The sequence below is a fragment of the Pseudomonas sp. zfem005 genome (assembly GCF_032621735.1).
Taxonomy (GTDB): Bacteria; Pseudomonadota; Gammaproteobacteria; order Pseudomonadales; family Pseudomonadaceae; genus Metapseudomonas; species Metapseudomonas solani.
The window spans coordinates 134606-152916 of sequence record NZ_JAVYJE010000007.1; the positions used below are offsets into that span (position 1 = coordinate 134606).

Genomic DNA, 18311 nt, shown 5'->3' on the forward strand with positions numbered 1-18311 from the left:
ATACGCAGGGCGGGGTGACTCAACGCCAGTCGAGGATCGGCCAGCCGGCCTGTTCGGCGTGTTCGCGCAACGCTGGGTCGGGGTTGACCACGCGGGGGTTGCTGACCAGCTTGAGCAGCGGCAGGTCGTTGCGCGAGTCGGAGTAGAAGTAGGCGCCGTCGAGGCTTTCACCTTCGGCCTCGAGCCAAGCGTGCAGGCGGGTGACCTTGCCCTCGCGGTAGGTGAGCACGCCGCGCGTGTTGCCGCTGTAGTGCCCGTGTTGCTCTTCCAGGTCGATGGCCAGTACTTCGTCGATCTTCAGGCGCTCTGCGATGGCGCTGACCAGGAAGTGCGCGGAGGCGGAGATCACCAGGATGCGGTCGCCGGCTTCGCGGTGGCTGGCCAGGCAGCGGGTGGCATCGCTGTGGAAGATGGGTTCGATCACGTCCTCGACGAAGGGCTCGACGACGAAGGCCACTTCCTCCGGCGTGCGGCCCACCAGGGGCGAGAGGCTGAAGGCCATGTAGTCCTCCATCGCCAGCTCGCCTTCGGCATAGAGCGCCATGAGTTCGTGGTCCTTCTTGATGAAGGATTCACCGTCCACCCAGCCGATGGCGGCCATGTGTTCGCTCCACAGGCTGGCGCAGTCGCCGTCGATGAGGGTGTCGTCGAGATCGAAGATCGCCAGGGTCATCACGCCACCTCCCGGATCGCGTTGTCGTCGATGGACAGGCCGATGCGTTGGCCCTTGCCATGCAGGTCGTCGGCGCTGCGGTTGAGCACGTCCACCACCAGTTCCACACCCCGAGCTTCCACACGGTAGCGGATGACGTTGCCCAGCAGGCTGTGGCTGCGTACTTCCGCTTCGATGGCGCCGTCACGGCTCAGCGAGATGGCTTCCGGGCGGATGGCGATGCGGCTGGCCACCGGGCGCGCCAGCAGGCGTGCGGCGTCTTCGGCTTCGAGCAGGTTGTAGTTGCCGATGAAGCCGGCGGCGAAGGCGTCCACCGGGGCGGTGTAGAGGGTCTCGGCGTCGCCGCTCTGGACGATGCGCCCGGCGTTCATCAGGAAGATGCGGTCGGACATGGTCAGCGCCTCCTCCTGGTCGTGGGTGACGAAGATGGTGGTTAGCCCCAGTTCCTGCTGGATGCTGCGGATCTGCTCGCGCAGGTGCTTGCGGATGCGCGCATCGAGGGCCGAGAGCGGCTCGTCGAGCAGCAGCAGGCGCGGGCGGGTGACCAGGGAGCGGGCCAGGGCCACGCGCTGGCACTGGCCACCGGAGAGCTGGTGCGGGTAGCGGTCGGCGTACGTGTCCAGCTCGACCATGGCCAGGGCTTCCTGCACGCGGCGGGCGCTTTCTTCCTTGCTGGCCTTCTGCATGCGCAGGCCGAAGGCGACGTTCTGCGCGGCGGTCATGTTGGGGAACAGCGCATAGCTCTGGAACACCATGCCGATGCCGCGCTTCTGCGGTGCCAGCGGCACCAGGTCCTGGCCGTCGAGGACGATCTTGCCGCCATTGACCTCGGTGAGCCCGGCGATGCAGCGCAGCAGGGTGGATTTGCCGCAGCCGGAAGGGCCGAGGAGGGTGACGAATTCACCCTGGCCGATCTCGCAGTTGATGTCGCTGAAGATCGAGGTGGCGGCATAGCTTTTGTGCAGCCCCTGAATGCTCAGAAAACTCATGATTTGTCCTTGTTCAGGCGGTTGGCTGCCCAGGTGAACAGCAGCACGAAGAAGAAGTAGGAGATCACCAGGGCGCTGTTGAAGTGGCCGCTGCTGTTCTTCATGTTGTTCAGGTAGACCTGCAGGGTTTCGTAGCGCGTGCCCACCAGCAGGTTGGCGAAGACGAACTCGCCGAAGAGGAAGGAGAACGACAGGAATAGCGAAACCATCAGGCCCTTGCGCAGGTTGGGCAGCACCACCAGCAGAGCGGCCTTCCAGGTGCTGGCGCCGAGCAGGTGGGCGGCGTCCATCAGGTCACGCAGGTTGATCGCCTGCAGGTTGTTGGTGATGGCCCGGTACATGAACGGCAGCGCCACGGTGAAGTAGCAGCCGATCAGGATCCACGGCGTACCGACCATGGCCAGCGGGCCGGAGCCATAGAGCTGCAGCAGGCCCACCGAAGACACCACCGGCGGCACCGCGAAGGGCAGCAGGATGAGGATGTTCATCAGCGCGTCCAGCTTGGGGAAGTGGTAGTGCACCACGAACAGCAGCGGCAGGATCAGCACCACCGACAGCGCCAGGGCGCCGAAGCACACCAGCAGCGATTGGCCGAAGGCGTTGAGGAAGCGGGCATCGCTCCACAGCGCCAGGTACCACTTGAAGGTCAGGCCATCGGGGAGGATGGACGCCGACCAACTGGTGGACAGCGAATAGAGCAGGGTGCCGGCCAGGGGCAGCAGCAGGATCAGGAACAGCAGCCAGACCACGATGCGGTGGTAGAGGCTGGCGACCGGGGCTTCAGCGCGCGACATGGTAGCTCCTCTTCAGCAGCCACTGGTGGACCACGGTGATCAGCGCCATCAGGCCCACCAGCACCATGGCCAGGGCGCTGGCTAGGTTGGGATTGAGGGCGATGTCGCCGGCGACCATGGCGGCGATGCGGATCGGCAGCACGTTGAAGTTGCCGGTGGTCAGGGCGTAGACGGTGGCGTAGGCGCCCAGGGCGTTGGCCAGCAGGATGATGAAGGTGCCCAGCAGCGCGGGGGTCAGCACCGGCAGGCCGATGTGCCGCCAGAAGTCCCAGGTGCTGGCGCCGAGCAGCGAGGCGGATTCGCGCCAGTCCGCGCGCAGGGCGTCGAAGGCGGGGTAGAGCAGCAGCACGCCGAGGGGGATCTGGAAGTAGGTGTAGAGCACGATCAGGCCGGTCTTGGAGTAGAGGTTGAAGTCCTCGATCAGCCCGCTCTGTTTGAGCAGCAGGGTCAGTGCACCGTTGAAGCCCAGGAGGATGACGAAGGCGAAGGCCAGGGGCACGCCGGCGAAGTTGCTGGTCATGTTGGAGAAGGCCATGACGAAGTCGCGCAGGCGGCTGTCCACCTGGCGCAGCGAGTAGCTGCCGAGGATGGCGATGAAGATGCCGATCAGGCTCGACCAGAAGGCGATCTGCAGGCTGTGCTTGATCGCCTGCAGGTAGAACTTGGAGGCGAACACCTTGGCGTAGTTGCCCAGGCCCCAGCCTTCGGGGCTGTTCAGGCTATTGATCGCCACCCAGGCCAGCGGCGCGATCTGGAAGGCGATGAAGAAAATGGCGAATGGCAGCAGGCACAGCAGCGCCAGCCATTTGCCGCGGTTGGCTGAATTCACTTCAACAGCTCCCGGCATACAGGTTTGTCGTGGGGCACGCCCAGCAGTTCGCAAAGGGTGCCGCAGAGGTCGGTCTGCTTCGGTTGCGCATAGCCGTCGAGGCTGAAGGCGTCGCCGAGGACGAACAGTGGTACTTCGCGCTCTTCGGTGAGCAGGCCGTTGTGCGAACGGTCGTTGTTCATGCCGTGGTCGGCGGTCACCAGCACCTGGTAGCCGGCATCGAGCCAGCGCTGCAGATACTCGGCGAGGATGATGTCGGCGATCCGCGCGCTGTTGCGGTATTGCGGCGTGTCGAGGCCGTGCTTGTGGCCGGCGTCGTCGATGTTCATCGGGTGCACCAGGAGGAAGTCCGGCGCGTGGCGCAGGCGCAGGCTCTCGGCATCGGCGAACAGGTGCGCGTCCGGGTAGTGGTCGGCCCAGTAGAAGTGGCCATGCTGGATGGGCAGTTCGGGCGCCTCGGTGTGGCGGTCGCGGGCGGCGTCGAAGGGCGAGCGGTTATACAGCTCGCTGAACCAGTGGTAGGCCGCAGCGGCGGTGGTCAGCCCGGCATCGCGGGCGTGGTGGAACACGCTGCGCTGGTTGGACAGGCGCGAGACGTCGTTGTGCACGATGCCGCTGTCGATCGGCGGCACCCCGCTGAGAATGCATTCGTAGAGGGGGCGGGACAGCGCCGGTAGCTCGCACTCCAGTTTGTACAGCGCAGCACGGCCGGCAGCGCAATAAGCCTGGAGGTGGCCCATGGCGTGTTGTGCGACGCCGTAGTTGAGGCCGTCCAGCAGGACCAGGATTGCTTTGTGCTTCATGAGCTGGCACCCAGATGTGACGAGGCGCCGGCCAAGGCCGGCGCCCGTGTGTCACTTATTCCATGTTGATGATGACGTTTTCCTGCCACAGGCTCGGCAGTGCCTTGGAGGTTTCTTCCCAGGCCTTGGCGTCCTTGATCGGCTGCACCTTGGCGTACTGCTCGTTGGGCAGCAGCTTGGCCTGCACTTCGGCCGGCAGGGTCAGGTGCTCGGCGCGGATCGGGCGGGCGTTGCCCTTGGCCAGGTTGATCTGGCCGGCGTCGCTGAAAATGTACTCGCGAGCCAGCTTGGCGGCGTTCGGGTTCTTGGCGTACTTGTTGATGATGGTGGTGTAGCCGGAGATCACCGAACCGTCGGAGGGGATCAGCACCTCGAAGCGGCTGGGGTCGATCTGGTCGCGGTAGGACAGGCCGTTGAAGTCCCAGACGATGCCGACTTCGACTTCGCCTTTCTCCAGGGTCTGGATGGTCGGGTTGGACAGGGACAAGCGGCCCTGTTCGGCGATCTTGGCGAAGAGGTCCAGGCCCGGCTGGATGTTCTTCTCGTCACCGCCCTTGGCGATGGCGGCGGCCAGCACGCCGTTTACGGCCTGGGCGGCGGCGCTGACGTCACCGATGGCGACCTTGTACTTGCCTTTCTCCAGGTCGGCCCAGGATTTCGGCGGCTCTTTCACCAGTTGCTTGTTGATGATGAAGGCGATGGAGCCGGTGTAGGCGAGGGCCCAGTGGCCGTCCTGGTCCTTGGCCCACGCGGGGACCTGGTCCCAGGTGCTGGGCTTGTAGGCCTGGGTGACGCCCTGCTGGGTGGCGATGGGGCCGAAGGCCGCGCCGACGTCGCCGATGTCGGCGGTGGCGTTGTCCTTCTCGGCGGCGAACTTGGCGATTTCCTGCGCCGAGCTCATGTCGGTGTCCATGTGCTTGAGGCCGAACTTCTTCTCCAGGTCGACCCAGGTGTCCTTCCAGTTCGCCCAGCTGTCGGGCATGCCCACGCTGTTTACCGCGCCTTCCTTGCGGGCAGCGTCTTCCAGGGCCTTCAGTGCAGCGTCATCCGCCATGGCCTGGGTGCTCAGGGCCAGGGTGGTTCCAATCAGTGAAGCCAGCAGCAGGCGTTTCATATGAAGCTCCTTAGCAGGGTTGAGTATTGGTCTAGATCAGCAAGACCCAGGCCAATCTAAAGGCCATAGATGACGGTTTCATTGCACCGCGTGGCTCTGCGGGCCCCGTTCTTCCGGCGTCAGCAAGCGTAGACCATGGCTGCACGTCCCATGGCGCTTGGCGCGGAACCCTGTCGCTGGCACGCACCCTGCAGGTCGCAGGTGCTGTCACGGGACAGTCATCTAGGCTGCATAGGATGGTCACACCACCATCGGCATCGCACTTTTATGGTGCTGGTCTATTCCAGATTGGAGTTTTTCGATGCGCGAAGAGGCGCCCCGTACCGTTACCGCCATCTGCCGCGCCCTGCAGGAGCAGATCGAGCATGGCCTGTTGCCTCTGGGCGGCAAGCTGCCGGCCGAGCGCAAGCTCAGCGAACTGTTCGACACCACCCGCATCACCCTGCGTGAGGCGCTGGGCCAGCTGGAGGCGCAGGGGCTGATCTACCGTGAAGAGCGTCGCGGCTGGTTCGTCTCGCCGCCACGGGTGGCCTACAACCCCCTGGTGCGCAGCCACTTCCACGCCATGGTTGGCGAGCAGGGCCGGGTGCCGGCCACCGAAGTGCTCAGCGCACGGCTGATGCCGGCGACCGTGGAAGTCTGCGAATTGCTGGAGCTGCCGGCACTGTCCAGCGTCTACCAGATCCGCCGGGCGCGGCGCATCGACGGGCGCCTGGTGCTCTACGTCGAGCACTACCTCAACCCGCAATACTTCGCCGGCATCCTCGATTTCGACCTCACCCGCTCGCTGACCGACCTCTACGGCAGCGAATACGGCATCCGCTACGGCCGCGTGCGCTTCGACATGGTGCCCACGGCGCTGCACCCCGAAGCCGCCTCGACCCTGAAGGTCGCCCCCGGCAGCCCGGCGCTGCGCATCACCCGGGTCAACCGTGACCAGCACGGCCGGCTGATCGACTGCGACCTGGAGTTCTGGCGGCACGATGCGATCCACGTCAGCGTGGAGGTGCCGGAATAAGGGCAGCTGGAAGCCAGAAGTTAGAAGCTGGAAGTGAAGGGCAGAGCGGGGGCTGTAGGTTGGGCTGAGGTACGAAGCCCAACATGGCGAGGGTGAAGTGTGCGTCGTTGGGCCTCGCTGCGCTCGGCGCCAACCTACCAATGCGTTCTGAGGCGGGCTGAGTTGAACAGGAAGCTGGGCCTGGCACGCTGACTGGCTTCCAGCTTCCAGCTTCCAGCTTCCAGCTTCCAGCTTCCAGCTTCTTTAAGCGTAGTTTTCAGGCGCGAGCTTGCGTTCCACCAGCTCGATGAGGATGTGCACCACCTTGATGTGCAGCTCCTGCACGCGGTCGGCGAAGTCGCCGCCGGGGGCGCAGATGCACACGTCGGCGAGGCCTTCGAGCAGCGAGCCGGGCTTGCCGGTGAGGGCGACGACCTTCACCCCCAGCGCCTTGGCGGCTTCGGCGGCCTTGATCACGTTGGGGCTCTTGCCGCTGGTGCTGAAGGCCAGCAGCACGTCGCCTTCGCGACCGTGGGACTCGATGTAGCGCGAGAAGATGTGGTCGTAGCCGAAGTCGTTGGCCACGCAGCTGATGTGGCTGGCGTCGCTGATGGAGATGGCGGCGATGCCCGGGCGGTTCTTGCGGTAGCGCCCGGTCAGTTCCTCGGCGAAGTGCATGGCGTCGCACATGGAGCCGCCATTGCCGCAGGAGAAGGCCTTGCCCTTGTTCTCGAAGCTTTCCACCAGCAGTTCCGCCGCGCGCTCGATGCTGCGCAGGGCCTGCTCGTTGGCGATGAAGTTGTCCAGCGCCGTCCGGGCTTCCTCGAGGCTGTTGCGGATGTGGCTGAGCATGCGGCTGTCTCCGTTCAGGGCAGGTCGTGGCTGGAGTAGAAGGCGGCCAGCACCTTCACCAGGTGGGCGAGGTCATGGCTGCCGGCCAGTTCGCGGATGGAGTGCATGGCGAAGGTCGGCAGGCCGATGTCCACGGTGCGCACGCCCAGCTGGCTGGCGGTGATGGGGCCGATGGTGGAGCCGCACCCCATGTCGCTGCGGGTGACGAAGCTCTGCACCGGCACTTCGTTTTCCAGGCACAGGTGGCGGAAGAAACCGGCGGTTTCGCTGTTGGTGGCGTAGCGCTGGTTGCTGTTGATCTTGATCACCGGGCCGGCGTTGAGCTTGGGCCCGTGGTTGCCGTCGTGCTTGTCGGCGTAGTTGGGGTGCACGCCGTGGGCGTTGTCGGCGGAGACCAGCAGCGAGCGCTGGATGGTGCGGGCGAACGCATCGCCCTCGGGCATCAGGCGGCGCAGCACCTGCTCCAGGAAGGGGCCGTCGGCGCCACAGGCGGAGCAGGAGCCCACTTCCTCGTGGTCGGTGCACACCAGCACGCAGCTCTCGTCGCCTTCGGCAGCGAGCAGGGCCTGCAGGCCGGCGTAGCAGGAGAGCAGGTTATCCAGGCGCGCACCGGCGATGAAGTCGCCGCCGAGGCCGATCACGGCGGCGCTCTGGGTGTCGTAGAAGCTCAGTTCGTAGTCCAGCACCGCATCGGCGCTGACGCCGTGCTCCAGGGTCAGTTGCTCGGCCAGCAGATCACGGAACTCGCGGGTCTCGCCGGTGGCCAACTGGGCCAGGATCGGCGGCAGCTCGGTCTGGGCGTTGATGGCCCAGCCCTGGTTGGCTTCACGGTTGAGGTGGATGGCCAGGTTGGGGATCACGGCGATGGGCGCCTGGAAGTCCACCAGTTGGCTTTCCACCTTGCCGGCGGCGCGGTAGGTGACACGGCCGGCCAGGGACAGGTCGCGGTCGAACCAGGGCGCCAGCAGGGTGCCGCCGTAGACTTCGACGCCCAGTTGCCAGAAGCCCTGGCGGTGCAGTTCCGGGTTGGGCTTGACTCGCAGGCAAGGGCTGTCGGTGTGGGCGCCGACCAGGCGCAGGCCGCCGTCGAGCATGGGGCGCTTGCCCAGTTTGATGGCGATCAGCGAGGAGTCGTTGCGGGTCACGTAGTAGCGCCCACCGGCCTCGGCGCGCCAGGCATCACGCTCGTCGAGGTGCACGTAGCCCGCTGCCTCCAGGCGCTGGGCCAGGCTGCGGGTGGCATGGAAGGGGGTGGGGGAGGCCTTGAGGAAATCGATAAGGCCCTGGTTCAACTCTTCGCGCATAACGGACTCCAGACAGCGATGGGCCGGAGTTTATCGCATCGGGCTTGGTGATTAGGAGGCGCAGGCCGGTGAATTTTCACCATGGCGGCGATAGCCCGGTTCTTGTGCCGGCCGTCATGGATTCAGCGGTGCCGCGCGACCACTGAAAACAGGTGCCAGCGCTTGGTGCGGCCACGGGCGGTGCTGCCTTCGCGGTCGATCACCTCGAAGTGCAGCAGCTCCCAGTCGGCGAACAGCTGCCGTACCTGGTCCTCGCTGAAGATGCTCAGCTCGGGGCCGGCCCAGTCGTCACGCTCGCCGAACAGGTTGCCGCAGAAGATACCGCCGCCTGCCAGGGCATCGTCGATGCGTTGCCACAGGGCGGGGAAGTCCGCCGGGGCGCAGAAGGGCAGGGCGAAGGCGCTGTTGACGATGTCGGCGGGCGGCAGCTCGCAGTCCTCGAAGCGGGCGCAGAGCGGTTGCAGGCGCGGCAGTTGATCGGGCGTTACCTGGCCGAGCAGGCGTTCGATGGCTTCGGGCTCGCGGTCGATGGCCAGCACCTCCCAGCCACGGCGGAGCATTTCCAGGCTGTCGCGGCCGACGCCACAGCCGAGGTCGATGCCAAGGGTGCCGGGGCGGCCGAGGGCCTCGATGGCCATCAGCAGGGCCGGCCAGGGCGGGGCGCCCTGGGTAGCGTTGTAGTAGGTGGTCTTGGGCAAGGTCATGGCTCCTGTGTCGGCGATGCACTGACTGAGGGCGCGATGGTGCCACGGCTGGGCGGGGGAAGGGCGCTGCCGGAGCGCAACGCCCTGTAGGCGGTATCGTTCGGCTCAGAACGGAGCGGGGCACTCGAAGCGCAAGCGCTCGCCGGTCACCGGGTGACTGAAGGCGAGCATGCTGGCGTGCAGGCACAGGCGCTCGTGGGCGGCCAGGGCTTCGTCGTGGGCGTAGAGGCGGTCGCCCAGCAGTGGGTGGCCGATGGAGAGCATGTGCACGCGCAACTGATGGGAGCGACCGGTGATGGGGGTCAGCTCGACGCGGCAGTGGTTGCCGCAACGCTCCAGCACGCGCCAGAAGGTCAGGGCGTGGCGGCCCTGCTCGTGGTCGACCACATGGCGCGGCTTGGTCGGCGGGTCGTAGCGCAGGGGCAGTTCGATGCGCCCGCTGTCCTGTTCCGGCTGGCCCCAGCAGAGGGCGGTGTAGGCCTTCTCGGTCTCGCGGTCGTGGAACTGGCGGGACAGCTCGCGGTGGCTGTCGGGGTCACGGGCCAGGAGGATGATGCCCGAGGTCTCCCAGTCCAGGCGGTGGACGATCAGCGCTTCCGGGTAGCCGTTCTCCTGCAGTCGGGTGATCAGGCAGTCCTTGTTGTCATCGGCGCGGCCCGGCACGGAAAGCAGCAGGGTCGGCTTGTTGATGACCAGGAAGGCCGGATCCTGGTGGAGTATTTCGATCTGCGAGAGAGGCATGGTTCTATATCCGGAAATGAAGACGGCGGCCGCAGCCGCCGTCCAGCACACCAGCCCTGATCAGCGATCGGGCAGGGTGATGTTCAACTCGAGGATGGAGCAGTTGCCCTGGTCCTCGAGCAGGACCTGGACCTGATCCTGGTCGATGTTGACGTACTTACGGATCACCTCAACCAGTTCCTTCTGCAGCGCCGGGAGGTAGTCCGGCTGGCTGCGCTGGCCGCGCTCGTGGGCGACGATGATCTGGAGTCGTTCTTTAGCGATCGAAGCGCTGTTCTGCTTCTTCCGCTCGCGAAAGAAGTCAAGAATATTCATTCACGGCCTCCAAAAAGGCGTTGCAAGAGTCCTTTCTTCTGCACGTCCAGGAACCGGTGGGGCAGTTCCTTGCCGAGCAGGCGATCGACGGCATCACTGTACGCCTGGCCGGCGTCGCTTTGCTCGTCGAGGATGACCGGAACACCCTGGTTGGATGCCTTGAGCACCGCCTGGGATTCCGGGATGACACCGAGCAGGTGGATGGCGAGGATTTCCTCGACGTCCTCGACACCGAGCATTTCGCCCTTGGTGACGCGCTCCGGGTTGTAGCGGGTGAGCAGCAGGCGCTCCTTGATCGGCTCCTCGCCCTTCTCGGCGCGGCGCGATTTGCTGGCCAGCAGGCCGAGCATGCGGTCGGAGTCGCGTACCGAGGAGACTTCCGGGTTGGTCACGACGATCGCCTCATCGGCGTAGTACATGGCCAGGTGGGCACCTTTCTCGATGCCGGCGGGGGAGTCGCAGACCACGTATTCGAAGTTCTGCGCCAGCTCTTCGATGACCTTGCCGACGCCTTCGAGGGTCAGCGCGTCCTTGTCGCGGGTCTGGCTGGCGGCCAGGACGTAGAGGTTCTCGAGTCGCTTGTCCTTGATCAGGGCCTGGGTCAGGGTCGCTTCGCCGTTGATGACGTTGACGAAGTCGTACACCACGCGGCGTTCGCAGCCCATGATGAGGTCGAGGTTACGCAGGCCGACGTCGAAGTCGACGATGACGGTTTTGTGCCCGCGCAGAGCGAGGCCGGTGCCGATGGCGGCGCTGGTGGTGGTTTTGCCCACGCCACCCTTGCCGGACGTGACAACGAGGATCTTGGCCAAGGTGATTCACCCCAAATAATAAGAAAAGCGGGAACTTGCAGGCCTTGGTCGGCCGTCCTGGCTCCCGTTCAGGTCCCTGAAAATTCGCGGCAGTATCCGTTAAAGGCGGGTGATGTTCAACACATCTCCCGACAGGCTGACCTGCACCGAATGCCCCCAGAGCGGCTCGCGCCGGAGGTCTTCGGCGACCTTGTATTGACCGGCTACCGACACCAGTTCGGCGGCCAGTTGCTGGCAGAAGATCCGGGCCTTGGTATCGCCCTTTATGCCTGCCAGTGCCCTGCCACGCATGGGACCGTACACATGGATGTTGCCATCGGCGAGAAGTTCCGCACCCGGGCTCACCGGGGCGACCACCACCAGGTCGCCGCCGGGAGCGTAGATCTGCTGGCCGCCGCGTACCGGGGTAGTCACCACCTTGGTCGGGCGGGTCACGGGCTCGGCGGGTTTCTCCGGGACTTTCGCCGCCTTCTTGGCTCCGGGCTCCACCGGGTCGATGACCCGCTCGCGAGCGCCCGAGGGCGGCAGCACGGGGATGTCGAGGGTATTGGCGGCGGCGATGTGCTGTTCGTTGCTGGCGCGGATGGCCAGGGTGCGCAGGCCATGGCGGCGGCAGACGTCGAGCAGCGCGGCGAGGTCCACTTCGCCTTCGCTGGCCGGCAGTTTGTCGAGGGCCATCACCAGCGGGGTGTTCTGGAAGAAGTTGGGGGCCTGGGCGACCTTGTCGGCCAGTTGCCGGTCGAGGCGTTCGAGGTCGTTGTGCGCCAGCTCCATCACGGTGATGGCGAGCATGCTGCCCTTGAGCTGGAACACGGGATCTTGGTCGAGAAGGTCAGCTTGGCTCATGGTCTTTCTGCTGGGTCTGATGGGCAGGACTTATAGCGAGAACGCCGGGCCGTCGCAAGACGCGCGGGGCGGGATGGGCGCCGGCCGGCAGCTATTTCTGTAGAATGCCGGCCTTTGCCCACGCAGCCCTACGGATCCACCGATGGAACGTCCCCGCTTCCGCGCCGCCTTCCTCCACCCGCGCTTCTGGCCCCTGTGGCTCGGCCTGGCGGTGCTGTGGCTGATTACCCTGTTGCCCTACCCGGTGTTGCTACGCCTGGGGCGCGCCCTGGGCTGGCTGATGCTGCGGGTCGCCGGTTCGCGTCGACACATCGTCCGGCGCAACCTGGAGCTGTGTTTCCCCGCGTTGTCCGTTGCCGAGCGCAAGCGCTTGCTCAGGGAGAACTTCGCCTCCACCGGCATCGCCTTCTTCGAGATGGCCATGAGCTGGTGGTGGCCGGCCTCGCGCCTGCGCAAACTCGCCCATATAGAAGGCCTGGAGCATCTGCGCCAGGCCCAGGCGGACGGCCAGGGCGTGATTCTCATGGCGCTGCACTTCACCACCCTGGAGATCGGCGCCGCGCTGCTCGGCCAGGTGCACACCATCGACGGCATGTACCGCGAGCACAAGAACCCGCTGTTCGACTTCGTCCAGCGCCAGGGGCGCGAGCGCCACAATCTCGACGCCACGGCCATCGAGCGTGAAGACGTACGCGCCATGCTTAAGGTGCTACGTGCCGGGCGTGCCATCTGGTACGCACCGGACCAGGACTACGGGCGCAAGCAGAGCCTGTTCGTGCCGCTGTTCGGCGTCACCGCCGCCACCGTCACCGCCACCACCAAGTTCGCCCGCCTGGGCCGCGCGCGGGTGCTGCCCTTCACCCAGGAACGCCTGGCCGACGGCTCCGGCTACCGCCTGGTGATCCACCCGCCGCTGGCCGACTTCCCGGGCGAGAGCGAGGAGGCGGATTGCCTGCGCATCAACCAGTGGATCGAACAGGCCGTAAGCCGCCTCCCCGAGCAGTACCTCTGGGCCCATCGCCGCTTCAAGACCCGGCCGGAAGGCGAGCCGAAGCTCTACTGAGCAGCGCCGGGCCCACGCGGGCCCTATACTCGCGGAAAAAAACGGAAGCCTTTCATGAGTGAACCCGCCGCAACCAAGCCCGTGACCGGACTCATCCTCTCGGGCGGCGGCGCGCGAGCGGCCTACCAGGTGGGCGTGCTGGCGGCGATCGCCGACCTGCTGCCCGACTCGATGCACAACCCCTTCCCGGTGATAGTCGGCACCTCGGCCGGCGCTATCAACGCCGTGGGCCTGGCCTGCGGTGCCCTGCATTTCAGCGAGGCGATCCGCCGCCTCACCGCCGTCTGGCAAGGCTTCCACACCTCCCAGGTGTACCGCAGCGACTGGCCCGGTGTATTGCGCCAGAGCGCGCGCTTCCTCGGTCACAGCCTGCTGGGGATGAACCGCCACGCGCCGGTGGCGCTGCTGGACAACGCCCCCCTGCGCGGCCTGCTGGAGCGCGAGCTGGACTTCACCGGCATCGCCGCCGCCGTACGCCTGCGCCAGTTGCGGGCCGTGGCGGTGACCGCCTTCGGCTACGAGTCCGGCCAGGCGGTGACCTTCTACCAGGGCCGCGCCACCATCGACCCCTGGTTCCGCCACCGCCGCGTCGGCGTGCCCACGCGCCTGGCGCTTGACCACCTGCTGGCCAGTGCGGCCATTCCGCTGATCTTCCCGCCGGTGCGAATCAACCGCGAATACTTCGGTGACGGCGCGGTGCGCCAGTCGGCGCCCATCAGCCCGGCGCTGCACCTGGGGGCCAATCGCATCCTGGTGGTGGGGGTGAGTGGCAACCCGCGGGTGGGCAACGTCAACGATGGTGTGGTGCGCGCCAGTACGGGCAACCCGCCGAGCCTGGCGCAGATCGGCGGGCACATGCTCAACAGCACCTTCATCGACAACCTGGAAAGCGACATCGAGCTGCTGGAGCGCATCAACCAGCTGAGCCAGGCGATCCCCGCCGGGCAGCGCCCGCGAAACCTGGGCCTGAAGCCTGTGGAGGTGCTGGTGATTTCGCCGAGCCAGCCGCTGGACACCATCGCCGCGCGTCACCGCCGCGAGATGCCGCGGGCGATCCGCACCTTCCTGCGTGGGCCGGGAGCGACCAAGGCCAGTGGTGCCGGAGTGATCAGTTACCTGCTGTTCGAACCCGGCTACTGCAATGAACTGATCGAGCTGGGCTACCAGGACGCCATGGCGCAGAAGGCCGACCTGCAAAGCTTCCTCGGCCTGGAGACGGCGTCGGTGCTGCCGACGCCGGTGGCCTACTAGCCCGCCAGGCGGCCGTCGCGGTAGTCGCGCAGGGCCTGTTCGATTTCCTCACGAGTGTTCATCACGAAGGGGCCGTACTGCACGATGGGCTCCCCCAAAGGGCGACCGGCGAGCAGCAACACACGGGCACCCTCGGTGCTGGCCAGTTCCAGCGCACCCTGCTCCGAGAGGCGCACCAGGCGACCCTTGGCCACCGGGTTGCCGTTGACGTGCACCTCGCCCTCGTAGACGTAGAGCAGCACCCGCAAGCCATCCGCCAGGCGCGGGGCCGCGTGGCTGCCGGCCTGCAGGTGCAGGTCGAACAGCTGCGGTTCGGTGTGCGGGCGCTGCACGGCGCCGTCCTGTTGCTGCTCGCCGTCATCGAAGTGCCCGGCGATCACCAGCGCGTCGACGCCGCCCGAGGTGCGCAGGCGCGGGATTTCATGTGGTGCGAAGTCGCGGTAGCCCGGGTCGCCCAGCTTGTCCTTGCCCGGCAGGTTGAGCCAGATCTGGAAGCCGCGCATCACGCCCTCCTGCTGCTCCGGCATCTCGCTGTGAATGATGCCGCGCGCGGCGGTCATCCACTGCACGCCGCCGTTCTCCAGCAGGCCGACGTTGCCCAGGTGGTCCTCGTGGCGCATGCGTCCCTCGATCATGTAGGTGATGGTCTCGAAGCCTCGATGGGGGTGGGGCGGGAAGCCGGCGACGTAGTCGTCCGGGTTGGCCGAGCCAAACTCGTCGAGCATCAGGAAGGGGTCGAAGCGCGGAATGCCCTGCTCGGCGAAGACGCGGGTCAGGTTGACCCCGGCGCCGTCGGATGCGGGCTGGCCGGGGCGTTGTTCGATGATCTGGCGATAGCGGTTCATAGGAGCCTCCCTGGAAAGAATGGGGCGATGCTAATCCAGGGAATCGAATCGATGGTGCGTGATTTTGCGTGGTTCCTATCGAGCCGTTGGATGGGTTCTAAGCCCCCGGCTGGCGCCATGGTCGGCGCCAGCCGGGGGCTGCATCACTCGGCGATCTGCAGCTTGCGCGACTCGGTGTACACGTAGCGGATCTTCTCGTACTCGAAGGGCGAGTTGAGCTGGCCGTAGCGGAAGCTGGTGGTGTAGCGCTTGTCCACCGCCCGCAGCAGGCTGATCTCCGGGTGGTCGCGGCTGACCTCGGGCACGTTGAGGAAGTTGATCTGGTTGTCTGCCACGAAGTCCACCACCAGGCCGCCGGTGTCGCGCAGGTTGGAGGGGCCGAGGATCGGCAGCATCAGGTAGGGCCCGGCACCGAGGCCGTAGAAGCCCAGGGTCTGGCCGAAGTCCTCGCTCTGCTTGGGCAGGCCCATCATCGTGGCCGGGTCCCAGAGCCCGGCCACGCCTAGGGTGGTGTTGAGCAGCAGGCGCCCGGTGACTTCCATCGAACGCTGGCCCTTGAACTGCAGCAGGCTGTTGAGCAGGTTGGGCACATCACCCAGGTTGCTGAAGAAGTTGCTCACGCCACTGCGCACGAAGCGCGGGGTGACGTAGGTGTAGCCGCGCACCACGGGCAGGAACACCCATTGGTCGAAGCGGTAGTTGAAGTGGTAGACGCGTCGGTTCCAGGACTCCAGCGGGTCGTAGACCTCCAGGGCGTCGAAGGTGGAGCGCTCGAATTCGCGCTGGTCGAGCCCGGGGTTGAACTGCAAGCGCTGGAGCGGCTCGGTGAAGCCATCCGGCTCCTGGCGCTCGTCGGCGAGAAGGGGGGCGCTGGCCAGCAGCAGGGCGAGGAGGAGAACGTGCTTAGCCACGGAAGAACTCCAGCATGGCGTCGCTGTTGACGCGGTAGTTGAGGTTGCCGCAGTGGCCGCCATGGGGGTAGACGGTCAGGCGGTCGCCGAAGGTGCGGCGCAGGAAGCCCAGGTCGCCCGGGCCGAGGATGACGTCGTCGGCGTTGTGCATCACGGCGATCTTCCCGCTCTGTTTCAGGTAATCCTCCAGGCCGTAGAGGCTCACCTGGTTGATCAGTTGGGTGAGGCTGCCACCGTCGAAGCGGGCGCGCCAGAAGGGAATCAGCTGCTCGGTGATGTAGCAGTCGAAGTCGCACTGCAGCGCGCGCTTGAAGAAGGGCGTGAGGCTGGTGCCTTCGGTGATCGGCAGTTTCACCGGGGTGATCAGGCCGCGACGGTTGATCAGGTCCGAGGTGAAGGCGATGTCCGAGGAGGAGAAGCGGAAGGAGGTGCCGATGAGCATCGCCATCTGCTCGTCCGAGAGCTTCTGCTTGGATTGCTGGAAATCGTAGAGCAGGGCGTCGTTGAGGTCGACGTAGCCGCGCTGCTGGAAGTAGCGGGTCAGCTTGCCCAGCACCACCTGGTAGAAGGTGGTGTTGTCGTCGATGCCCTTGACCCGGGTCTGCACCAGGCGGTCGAGGTTGGTGATGGAGGTGTAGAGGTTCACCGGCGGGTTGAGCAGCAGCACGCGCTTGAAGTTGAAGCTGCGGCGGGTCTCGTCGAGCTTGCTGACGAAGGCCGCCTCGAGGGCGCCGAGGCTGTAGCCGGTGAGGTGGTACTCGGTGACCGGCAGTTTCGGGTGCTGGGCGCGCACGGCCTGCATCACCCGGTAGAGGTCGTCGGCGTCTTCGTTGGAAAGCCCCGGCGTGGCGAAGCGCGAGGCGGCGGCCATGAAGTCGTAGCTGGTGGGCGAGGACAGCTGCACCACGTGGAAGCCGGCGCCGTAGAACAGCCGCTTCAGGTACTCGGCCTGGCTGCTGGAATAGTGGGCCCCGGTGCCAGCGATGATGAAAATCAGCGGCGCGGCGTGGTCCTGCTGGGCCAGGCGGTAACGCAGGGTCTTCACCGGCCAGAAGTTGTCCGGCAGCTTGAACTCGCGCTCGGGGCGCAGCTTGAGGTCGTAGTCGGCCTGGTCGATGTCCTCGTCCGCCGGCAGGTCGGGGCGCAGCTCCGGTGGCGTGGTGGCGATGGTCGCCTCGAACGGGTTGGTCAGCGGGAAGCCATAGCCGGCAGCATCTATATCGGCCGCCCACAGCGGGGCACTCAGAAGCAGGCTGCCGAGCAGGGCAGCGAGGCGGAGACGGAGCATGAGGTTCAAGTCCCTTTGCAGGAAGTCGGGCTGAGGGGATACCGATGCTATGACAAGTGCGGGCTCGCCAAAGTGCCATGAGGGAAGGCGAAATGCCTTCACGGGGCGCCGGACAGCATGCACCCGGCGCAACGGCGGGTCCAGGCCTCCTTGTTAGCGCTGTTTACAGACTTTGTCTTGCATACGGCGAGCGTGCGTTTATCCTTGGCGCCGCTTTCAATTCTTCGGAGAGAACCATGTCACGCCGTCTGCCCCTGATCATCCTGCTGGTGGTCCTGTCGCTCTGGCTGGCGGCCAGCTATGGCCTGCGCTACGGCCTGATGGAGGACGGCCAGTGGGTCGGCCTGTGCGTCGATAATGCCCAGCGCTGGGAATGCCAGGTGCGCGCCAACCTCGGCCTGCTCATCCACTTCCGCGTCATCGCCTGGAGCGCCCTGGTGCTGTCCCTGGTCGCCTTCTTCGTACCCGGCCGCGCCGGCTGGGGCCTGGGCGTGGCGGCCATGCTCTTCGCCCTGCCGGCCCTGGTGCTCTACAGCGCCAGCCTCGGCGTGTTCGCCATCGTCATCGCCGCCCTGCGCCTGGTGCGCGCACCGCGTGGCGGGCTGAGCATCGCCTGAAGACGCGGCGCGGAATGAAAAAGGACGCTTCGGCGTCCTTTTTTTCGCCTGTGGGTTGGGGCGGCATGGCCGGGTTCGGCTTCGTTGCGTCGGGCTGTGTAGGGTGGATGGCGCTCTTCTCATCCACCAGGCGGTGCTGCCGGGGAACACCCTGCAGTGGCAGCCCTGCGGCCTGCTTGGCGACTGAAGTCGCCCCTACATGGCGTGGGTGAGCCTGTAGGTCGGGTGCAACCCGTTGTTTGTGTGCGGGATGCCCTGGGGCGTTGTCGTGGGCGAATTCATTGGCTCTGTCTGCGTTAAGTGTTGCTAGAAGATTTGGACCCAGCTGATTGCCGAGTTTTGTTGGTGCTTCTGATTTCGCCCCCCCGGGCGAGTCCCTTTTAACAATCGTCGGAATGCCGAACCACTTAAAAGGAACCAAAAGGGCTTGCCCCATCATCCGGCCCCGGCTTCGCCGGGGTTCCCTCACTCCATCGTTGCTCTGGGGGCCGGCGCGATGGGCCATCCATGGCCTGGCGCGCCTCTCGCGGCATCCATGCCGCTCGTCCCCCTAACGGCGGCTT

At 66.0% G+C, this 18311-nt stretch carries 20 protein-coding genes; 4 read left to right on the plus strand and 16 right to left on the minus strand.

Annotation, left to right across the window (positions count from 1 at the left end; translation table 11 throughout):
• Positions 1 to 19 precede the first annotated feature (19 nt).
• Genes RTW82_RS16765 through RTW82_RS16790 form a run of 6 tightly spaced genes read right to left on the minus strand, consistent with a single transcriptional unit; the run spans position 20 to position 5202 of the window.
• Complete coding sequence (locus tag RTW82_RS16765) at positions 20 to 673, minus strand: HAD family hydrolase (RefSeq protein ID WP_316925760.1); 654 nt, start codon at positions 671 to 673, stop codon at positions 20 to 22.
• On the minus strand, positions 673 to 1662 hold the full coding sequence (locus RTW82_RS16770) for an ABC transporter ATP-binding protein (protein WP_271658676.1): 990 nt from the start codon (positions 1660 to 1662) through the stop codon (positions 673 to 675). The genes RTW82_RS16765 and RTW82_RS16770 overlap by 1 nt, the downstream gene beginning before the upstream one ends.
• Positions 1659 to 2456, minus strand: coding sequence for an ABC transporter permease (locus RTW82_RS16775; protein WP_021221299.1), 798 nt, complete (start codon positions 2454 to 2456; stop codon positions 1659 to 1661). Before RTW82_RS16775 ends, RTW82_RS16770 begins: the two co-directional genes overlap by 4 nt.
• Entirely contained in the window at positions 2443 to 3303 is an 861-nt protein-coding gene (locus RTW82_RS16780; protein ID WP_043245477.1) for an ABC transporter permease, read from the minus strand. The genes RTW82_RS16775 and RTW82_RS16780 overlap by 14 nt, the downstream gene beginning before the upstream one ends.
• On the minus strand, positions 3282 to 4088 hold the full coding sequence (locus RTW82_RS16785; RefSeq protein ID WP_316925761.1) for an alkaline phosphatase family protein: 807 nt from the start codon (positions 4086 to 4088) through the stop codon (positions 3282 to 3284). Before RTW82_RS16785 ends, RTW82_RS16780 begins: the two co-directional genes overlap by 22 nt.
• A 55-nt stretch (positions 4089 to 4143) precedes the next feature.
• Positions 4144 to 5202 (minus strand): ABC transporter substrate-binding protein, encoded by a 1059-nt coding sequence (locus RTW82_RS16790; protein ID WP_021221296.1) that lies wholly within the window; start codon positions 5200 to 5202, stop codon positions 4144 to 4146.
• 301 nt (positions 5203 to 5503) lie between these two features.
• Here RTW82_RS16790 and RTW82_RS16795 point away from each other — a divergent pair, with 301 nt between their 5' ends.
• A complete protein-coding gene (locus tag RTW82_RS16795; RefSeq protein ID WP_021221295.1) occupies positions 5504 to 6220 on the plus strand; it encodes a UTRA domain-containing protein in 717 nt (238 codons plus the stop codon).
• A gap of 243 nt (positions 6221 to 6463) precedes the next feature.
• On the opposite strand, the gene lpcA is transcribed toward RTW82_RS16795, so the two are convergent.
• The 7 genes from lpcA to minC all read right to left on the minus strand — a co-directional run bounded on the left by lpcA (position 6464) and on the right by minC (position 11773).
• Positions 6464 to 7051, minus strand: coding sequence for a D-sedoheptulose 7-phosphate isomerase (lpcA, locus tag RTW82_RS16800; RefSeq protein ID WP_184487774.1), 588 nt, complete (start codon positions 7049 to 7051; stop codon positions 6464 to 6466).
• 14 nt (positions 7052 to 7065) lie between these two features.
• The gene (locus RTW82_RS16805) at positions 7066 to 8355 is read right to left on the minus strand and encodes a M18 family aminopeptidase (RefSeq protein WP_316925762.1); all 1290 of its coding nucleotides are present in this window, start codon (positions 8353 to 8355) and stop codon (positions 7066 to 7068) included.
• 122 nt (positions 8356 to 8477) lie between these two features.
• Positions 8478 to 9059: a class I SAM-dependent methyltransferase gene (locus RTW82_RS16810; protein WP_316925763.1), complete on the minus strand. Its 582-nt coding sequence runs from the start codon at positions 9057 to 9059 to the stop codon at positions 8478 to 8480.
• Positions 9060 to 9164: 105 nt separating this feature from the next.
• Complete coding sequence (locus RTW82_RS16815; RefSeq protein ID WP_021221291.1) at positions 9165 to 9800, minus strand: RluA family pseudouridine synthase; 636 nt, start codon at positions 9798 to 9800, stop codon at positions 9165 to 9167.
• A gap of 60 nt (positions 9801 to 9860) precedes the next feature.
• Positions 9861 to 10115, minus strand: a complete 255-nt coding sequence (gene minE, locus RTW82_RS16820) for a cell division topological specificity factor MinE (RefSeq protein ID WP_021221290.1) — start codon at positions 10113 to 10115, stop codon at positions 9861 to 9863.
• Complete coding sequence (minD, locus tag RTW82_RS16825; RefSeq protein ID WP_263403635.1) at positions 10112 to 10927, minus strand: septum site-determining protein MinD; 816 nt, start codon at positions 10925 to 10927, stop codon at positions 10112 to 10114. The genes minE and minD overlap by 4 nt, the downstream gene beginning before the upstream one ends.
• Before the next feature lie 99 nt (positions 10928 to 11026).
• Positions 11027 to 11773 (minus strand): septum site-determining protein MinC, encoded by a 747-nt coding sequence (gene minC, locus RTW82_RS16830; protein ID WP_316925764.1) that lies wholly within the window; start codon positions 11771 to 11773, stop codon positions 11027 to 11029.
• Positions 11774 to 11915: 142 nt separating this feature from the next.
• Here minC and RTW82_RS16835 point away from each other — a divergent pair, with 142 nt between their 5' ends.
• Both RTW82_RS16835 and RTW82_RS16840 read left to right on the plus strand, forming a co-directional pair.
• Positions 11916 to 12836 (plus strand): lipid A biosynthesis lauroyl acyltransferase, encoded by a 921-nt coding sequence (locus RTW82_RS16835; protein ID WP_184487777.1) that lies wholly within the window; start codon positions 11916 to 11918, stop codon positions 12834 to 12836.
• Between the two features lie 54 nt (positions 12837 to 12890).
• The gene (locus tag RTW82_RS16840; RefSeq protein ID WP_021221285.1) at positions 12891 to 14087 is read left to right on the plus strand and encodes a patatin-like phospholipase family protein; all 1197 of its coding nucleotides are present in this window, start codon (positions 12891 to 12893) and stop codon (positions 14085 to 14087) included.
• Here the strand turns inward: RTW82_RS16840 and RTW82_RS16845 are convergent.
• The 3 genes from RTW82_RS16845 to RTW82_RS16855 form a co-directional block, all read right to left on the minus strand.
• Positions 14084 to 14932: a pirin family protein gene (locus tag RTW82_RS16845; RefSeq protein ID WP_021221284.1), complete on the minus strand. Its 849-nt coding sequence runs from the start codon at positions 14930 to 14932 to the stop codon at positions 14084 to 14086. The two genes, RTW82_RS16840 and RTW82_RS16845, sit on opposite strands and share 4 nt — an antisense overlap.
• A 143-nt stretch (positions 14933 to 15075) precedes the next feature.
• Positions 15076 to 15843: a VacJ family lipoprotein gene (locus RTW82_RS16850; protein WP_021221283.1), complete on the minus strand. Its 768-nt coding sequence runs from the start codon at positions 15841 to 15843 to the stop codon at positions 15076 to 15078.
• Positions 15836 to 17131 carry a serine/threonine protein kinase gene (locus RTW82_RS16855; protein ID WP_316925765.1) on the minus strand — a complete coding sequence of 432 codons (1296 nt, stop codon included), beginning with the start codon at positions 17129 to 17131 and terminating at the stop codon, positions 15836 to 15838. The genes RTW82_RS16850 and RTW82_RS16855 overlap by 8 nt, the downstream gene beginning before the upstream one ends.
• 236 nt (positions 17132 to 17367) lie before the next feature.
• Between RTW82_RS16855 and RTW82_RS16860 the strand changes: the two genes are divergently transcribed.
• The gene (locus tag RTW82_RS16860; protein WP_021221281.1) at positions 17368 to 17748 is read left to right on the plus strand and encodes a hypothetical protein; all 381 of its coding nucleotides are present in this window, start codon (positions 17368 to 17370) and stop codon (positions 17746 to 17748) included.
• Positions 17749 to 18311: the final 563 nt, after the last annotated feature.

Bases quoted from the DNA above. Each gene is read 5' to 3' on its own strand.
- RTW82_RS16815 (WP_021221291.1), bottom strand. From the start codon at position 9,800: ATGCCTCTCTCGCAGATCGAAATACTCCACCAGGATCCGGCCTTCCTG.
- RTW82_RS16855 (WP_316925765.1), bottom strand. From the start codon at position 17,131: ATGCTCCGTCTCCGCCTCGCTGCCCTGCTCGGCAGCCTGCTTCTGAGT.
- RTW82_RS16840 (WP_021221285.1), top strand. From the start codon at position 12,891: ATGAGTGAACCCGCCGCAACCAAGCCCGTGACCGGACTCATCCTCTCG.
- RTW82_RS16805 (WP_316925762.1), bottom strand. From the start codon at position 8,355: ATGCGCGAAGAGTTGAACCAGGGCCTTATCGATTTCCTCAAGGCCTCC.
- RTW82_RS16790 (WP_021221296.1), bottom strand. From the start codon at position 5,202: ATGAAACGCCTGCTGCTGGCTTCACTGATTGGAACCACCCTGGCCCTG.
- RTW82_RS16835 (WP_184487777.1), top strand. From the start codon at position 11,916: ATGGAACGTCCCCGCTTCCGCGCCGCCTTCCTCCACCCGCGCTTCTGG.
- RTW82_RS16780 (WP_043245477.1), bottom strand. From the start codon at position 3,303: ATGCCGGGAGCTGTTGAAGTGAATTCAGCCAACCGCGGCAAATGGCTG.
- minC (WP_316925764.1), bottom strand. From the start codon at position 11,773: ATGAGCCAAGCTGACCTTCTCGACCAAGATCCCGTGTTCCAGCTCAAG.
- RTW82_RS16795 (WP_021221295.1), top strand. From the start codon at position 5,504: ATGCGCGAAGAGGCGCCCCGTACCGTTACCGCCATCTGCCGCGCCCTG.
- RTW82_RS16785 (WP_316925761.1), bottom strand. From the start codon at position 4,088: ATGAAGCACAAAGCAATCCTGGTCCTGCTGGACGGCCTCAACTACGGC.
- RTW82_RS16765 (WP_316925760.1), bottom strand. From the start codon at position 673: ATGACCCTGGCGATCTTCGATCTCGACGACACCCTCATCGACGGCGAC.
- lpcA (WP_184487774.1), bottom strand. From the start codon at position 7,051: ATGCTCAGCCACATCCGCAACAGCCTCGAGGAAGCCCGGACGGCGCTG.
- minE (WP_021221290.1), bottom strand. From the start codon at position 10,115: ATGAATATTCTTGACTTCTTTCGCGAGCGGAAGAAGCAGAACAGCGCT.
- RTW82_RS16860 (WP_021221281.1), top strand. From the start codon at position 17,368: ATGTCACGCCGTCTGCCCCTGATCATCCTGCTGGTGGTCCTGTCGCTC.
- RTW82_RS16770 (WP_271658676.1), bottom strand. From the start codon at position 1,662: ATGAGTTTTCTGAGCATTCAGGGGCTGCACAAAAGCTATGCCGCCACC.
- RTW82_RS16845 (WP_021221284.1), bottom strand. From the start codon at position 14,932: ATGAACCGCTATCGCCAGATCATCGAACAACGCCCCGGCCAGCCCGCA.
- RTW82_RS16775 (WP_021221299.1), bottom strand. From the start codon at position 2,456: ATGTCGCGCGCTGAAGCCCCGGTCGCCAGCCTCTACCACCGCATCGTG.
- RTW82_RS16810 (WP_316925763.1), bottom strand. From the start codon at position 9,059: ATGACCTTGCCCAAGACCACCTACTACAACGCTACCCAGGGCGCCCCG.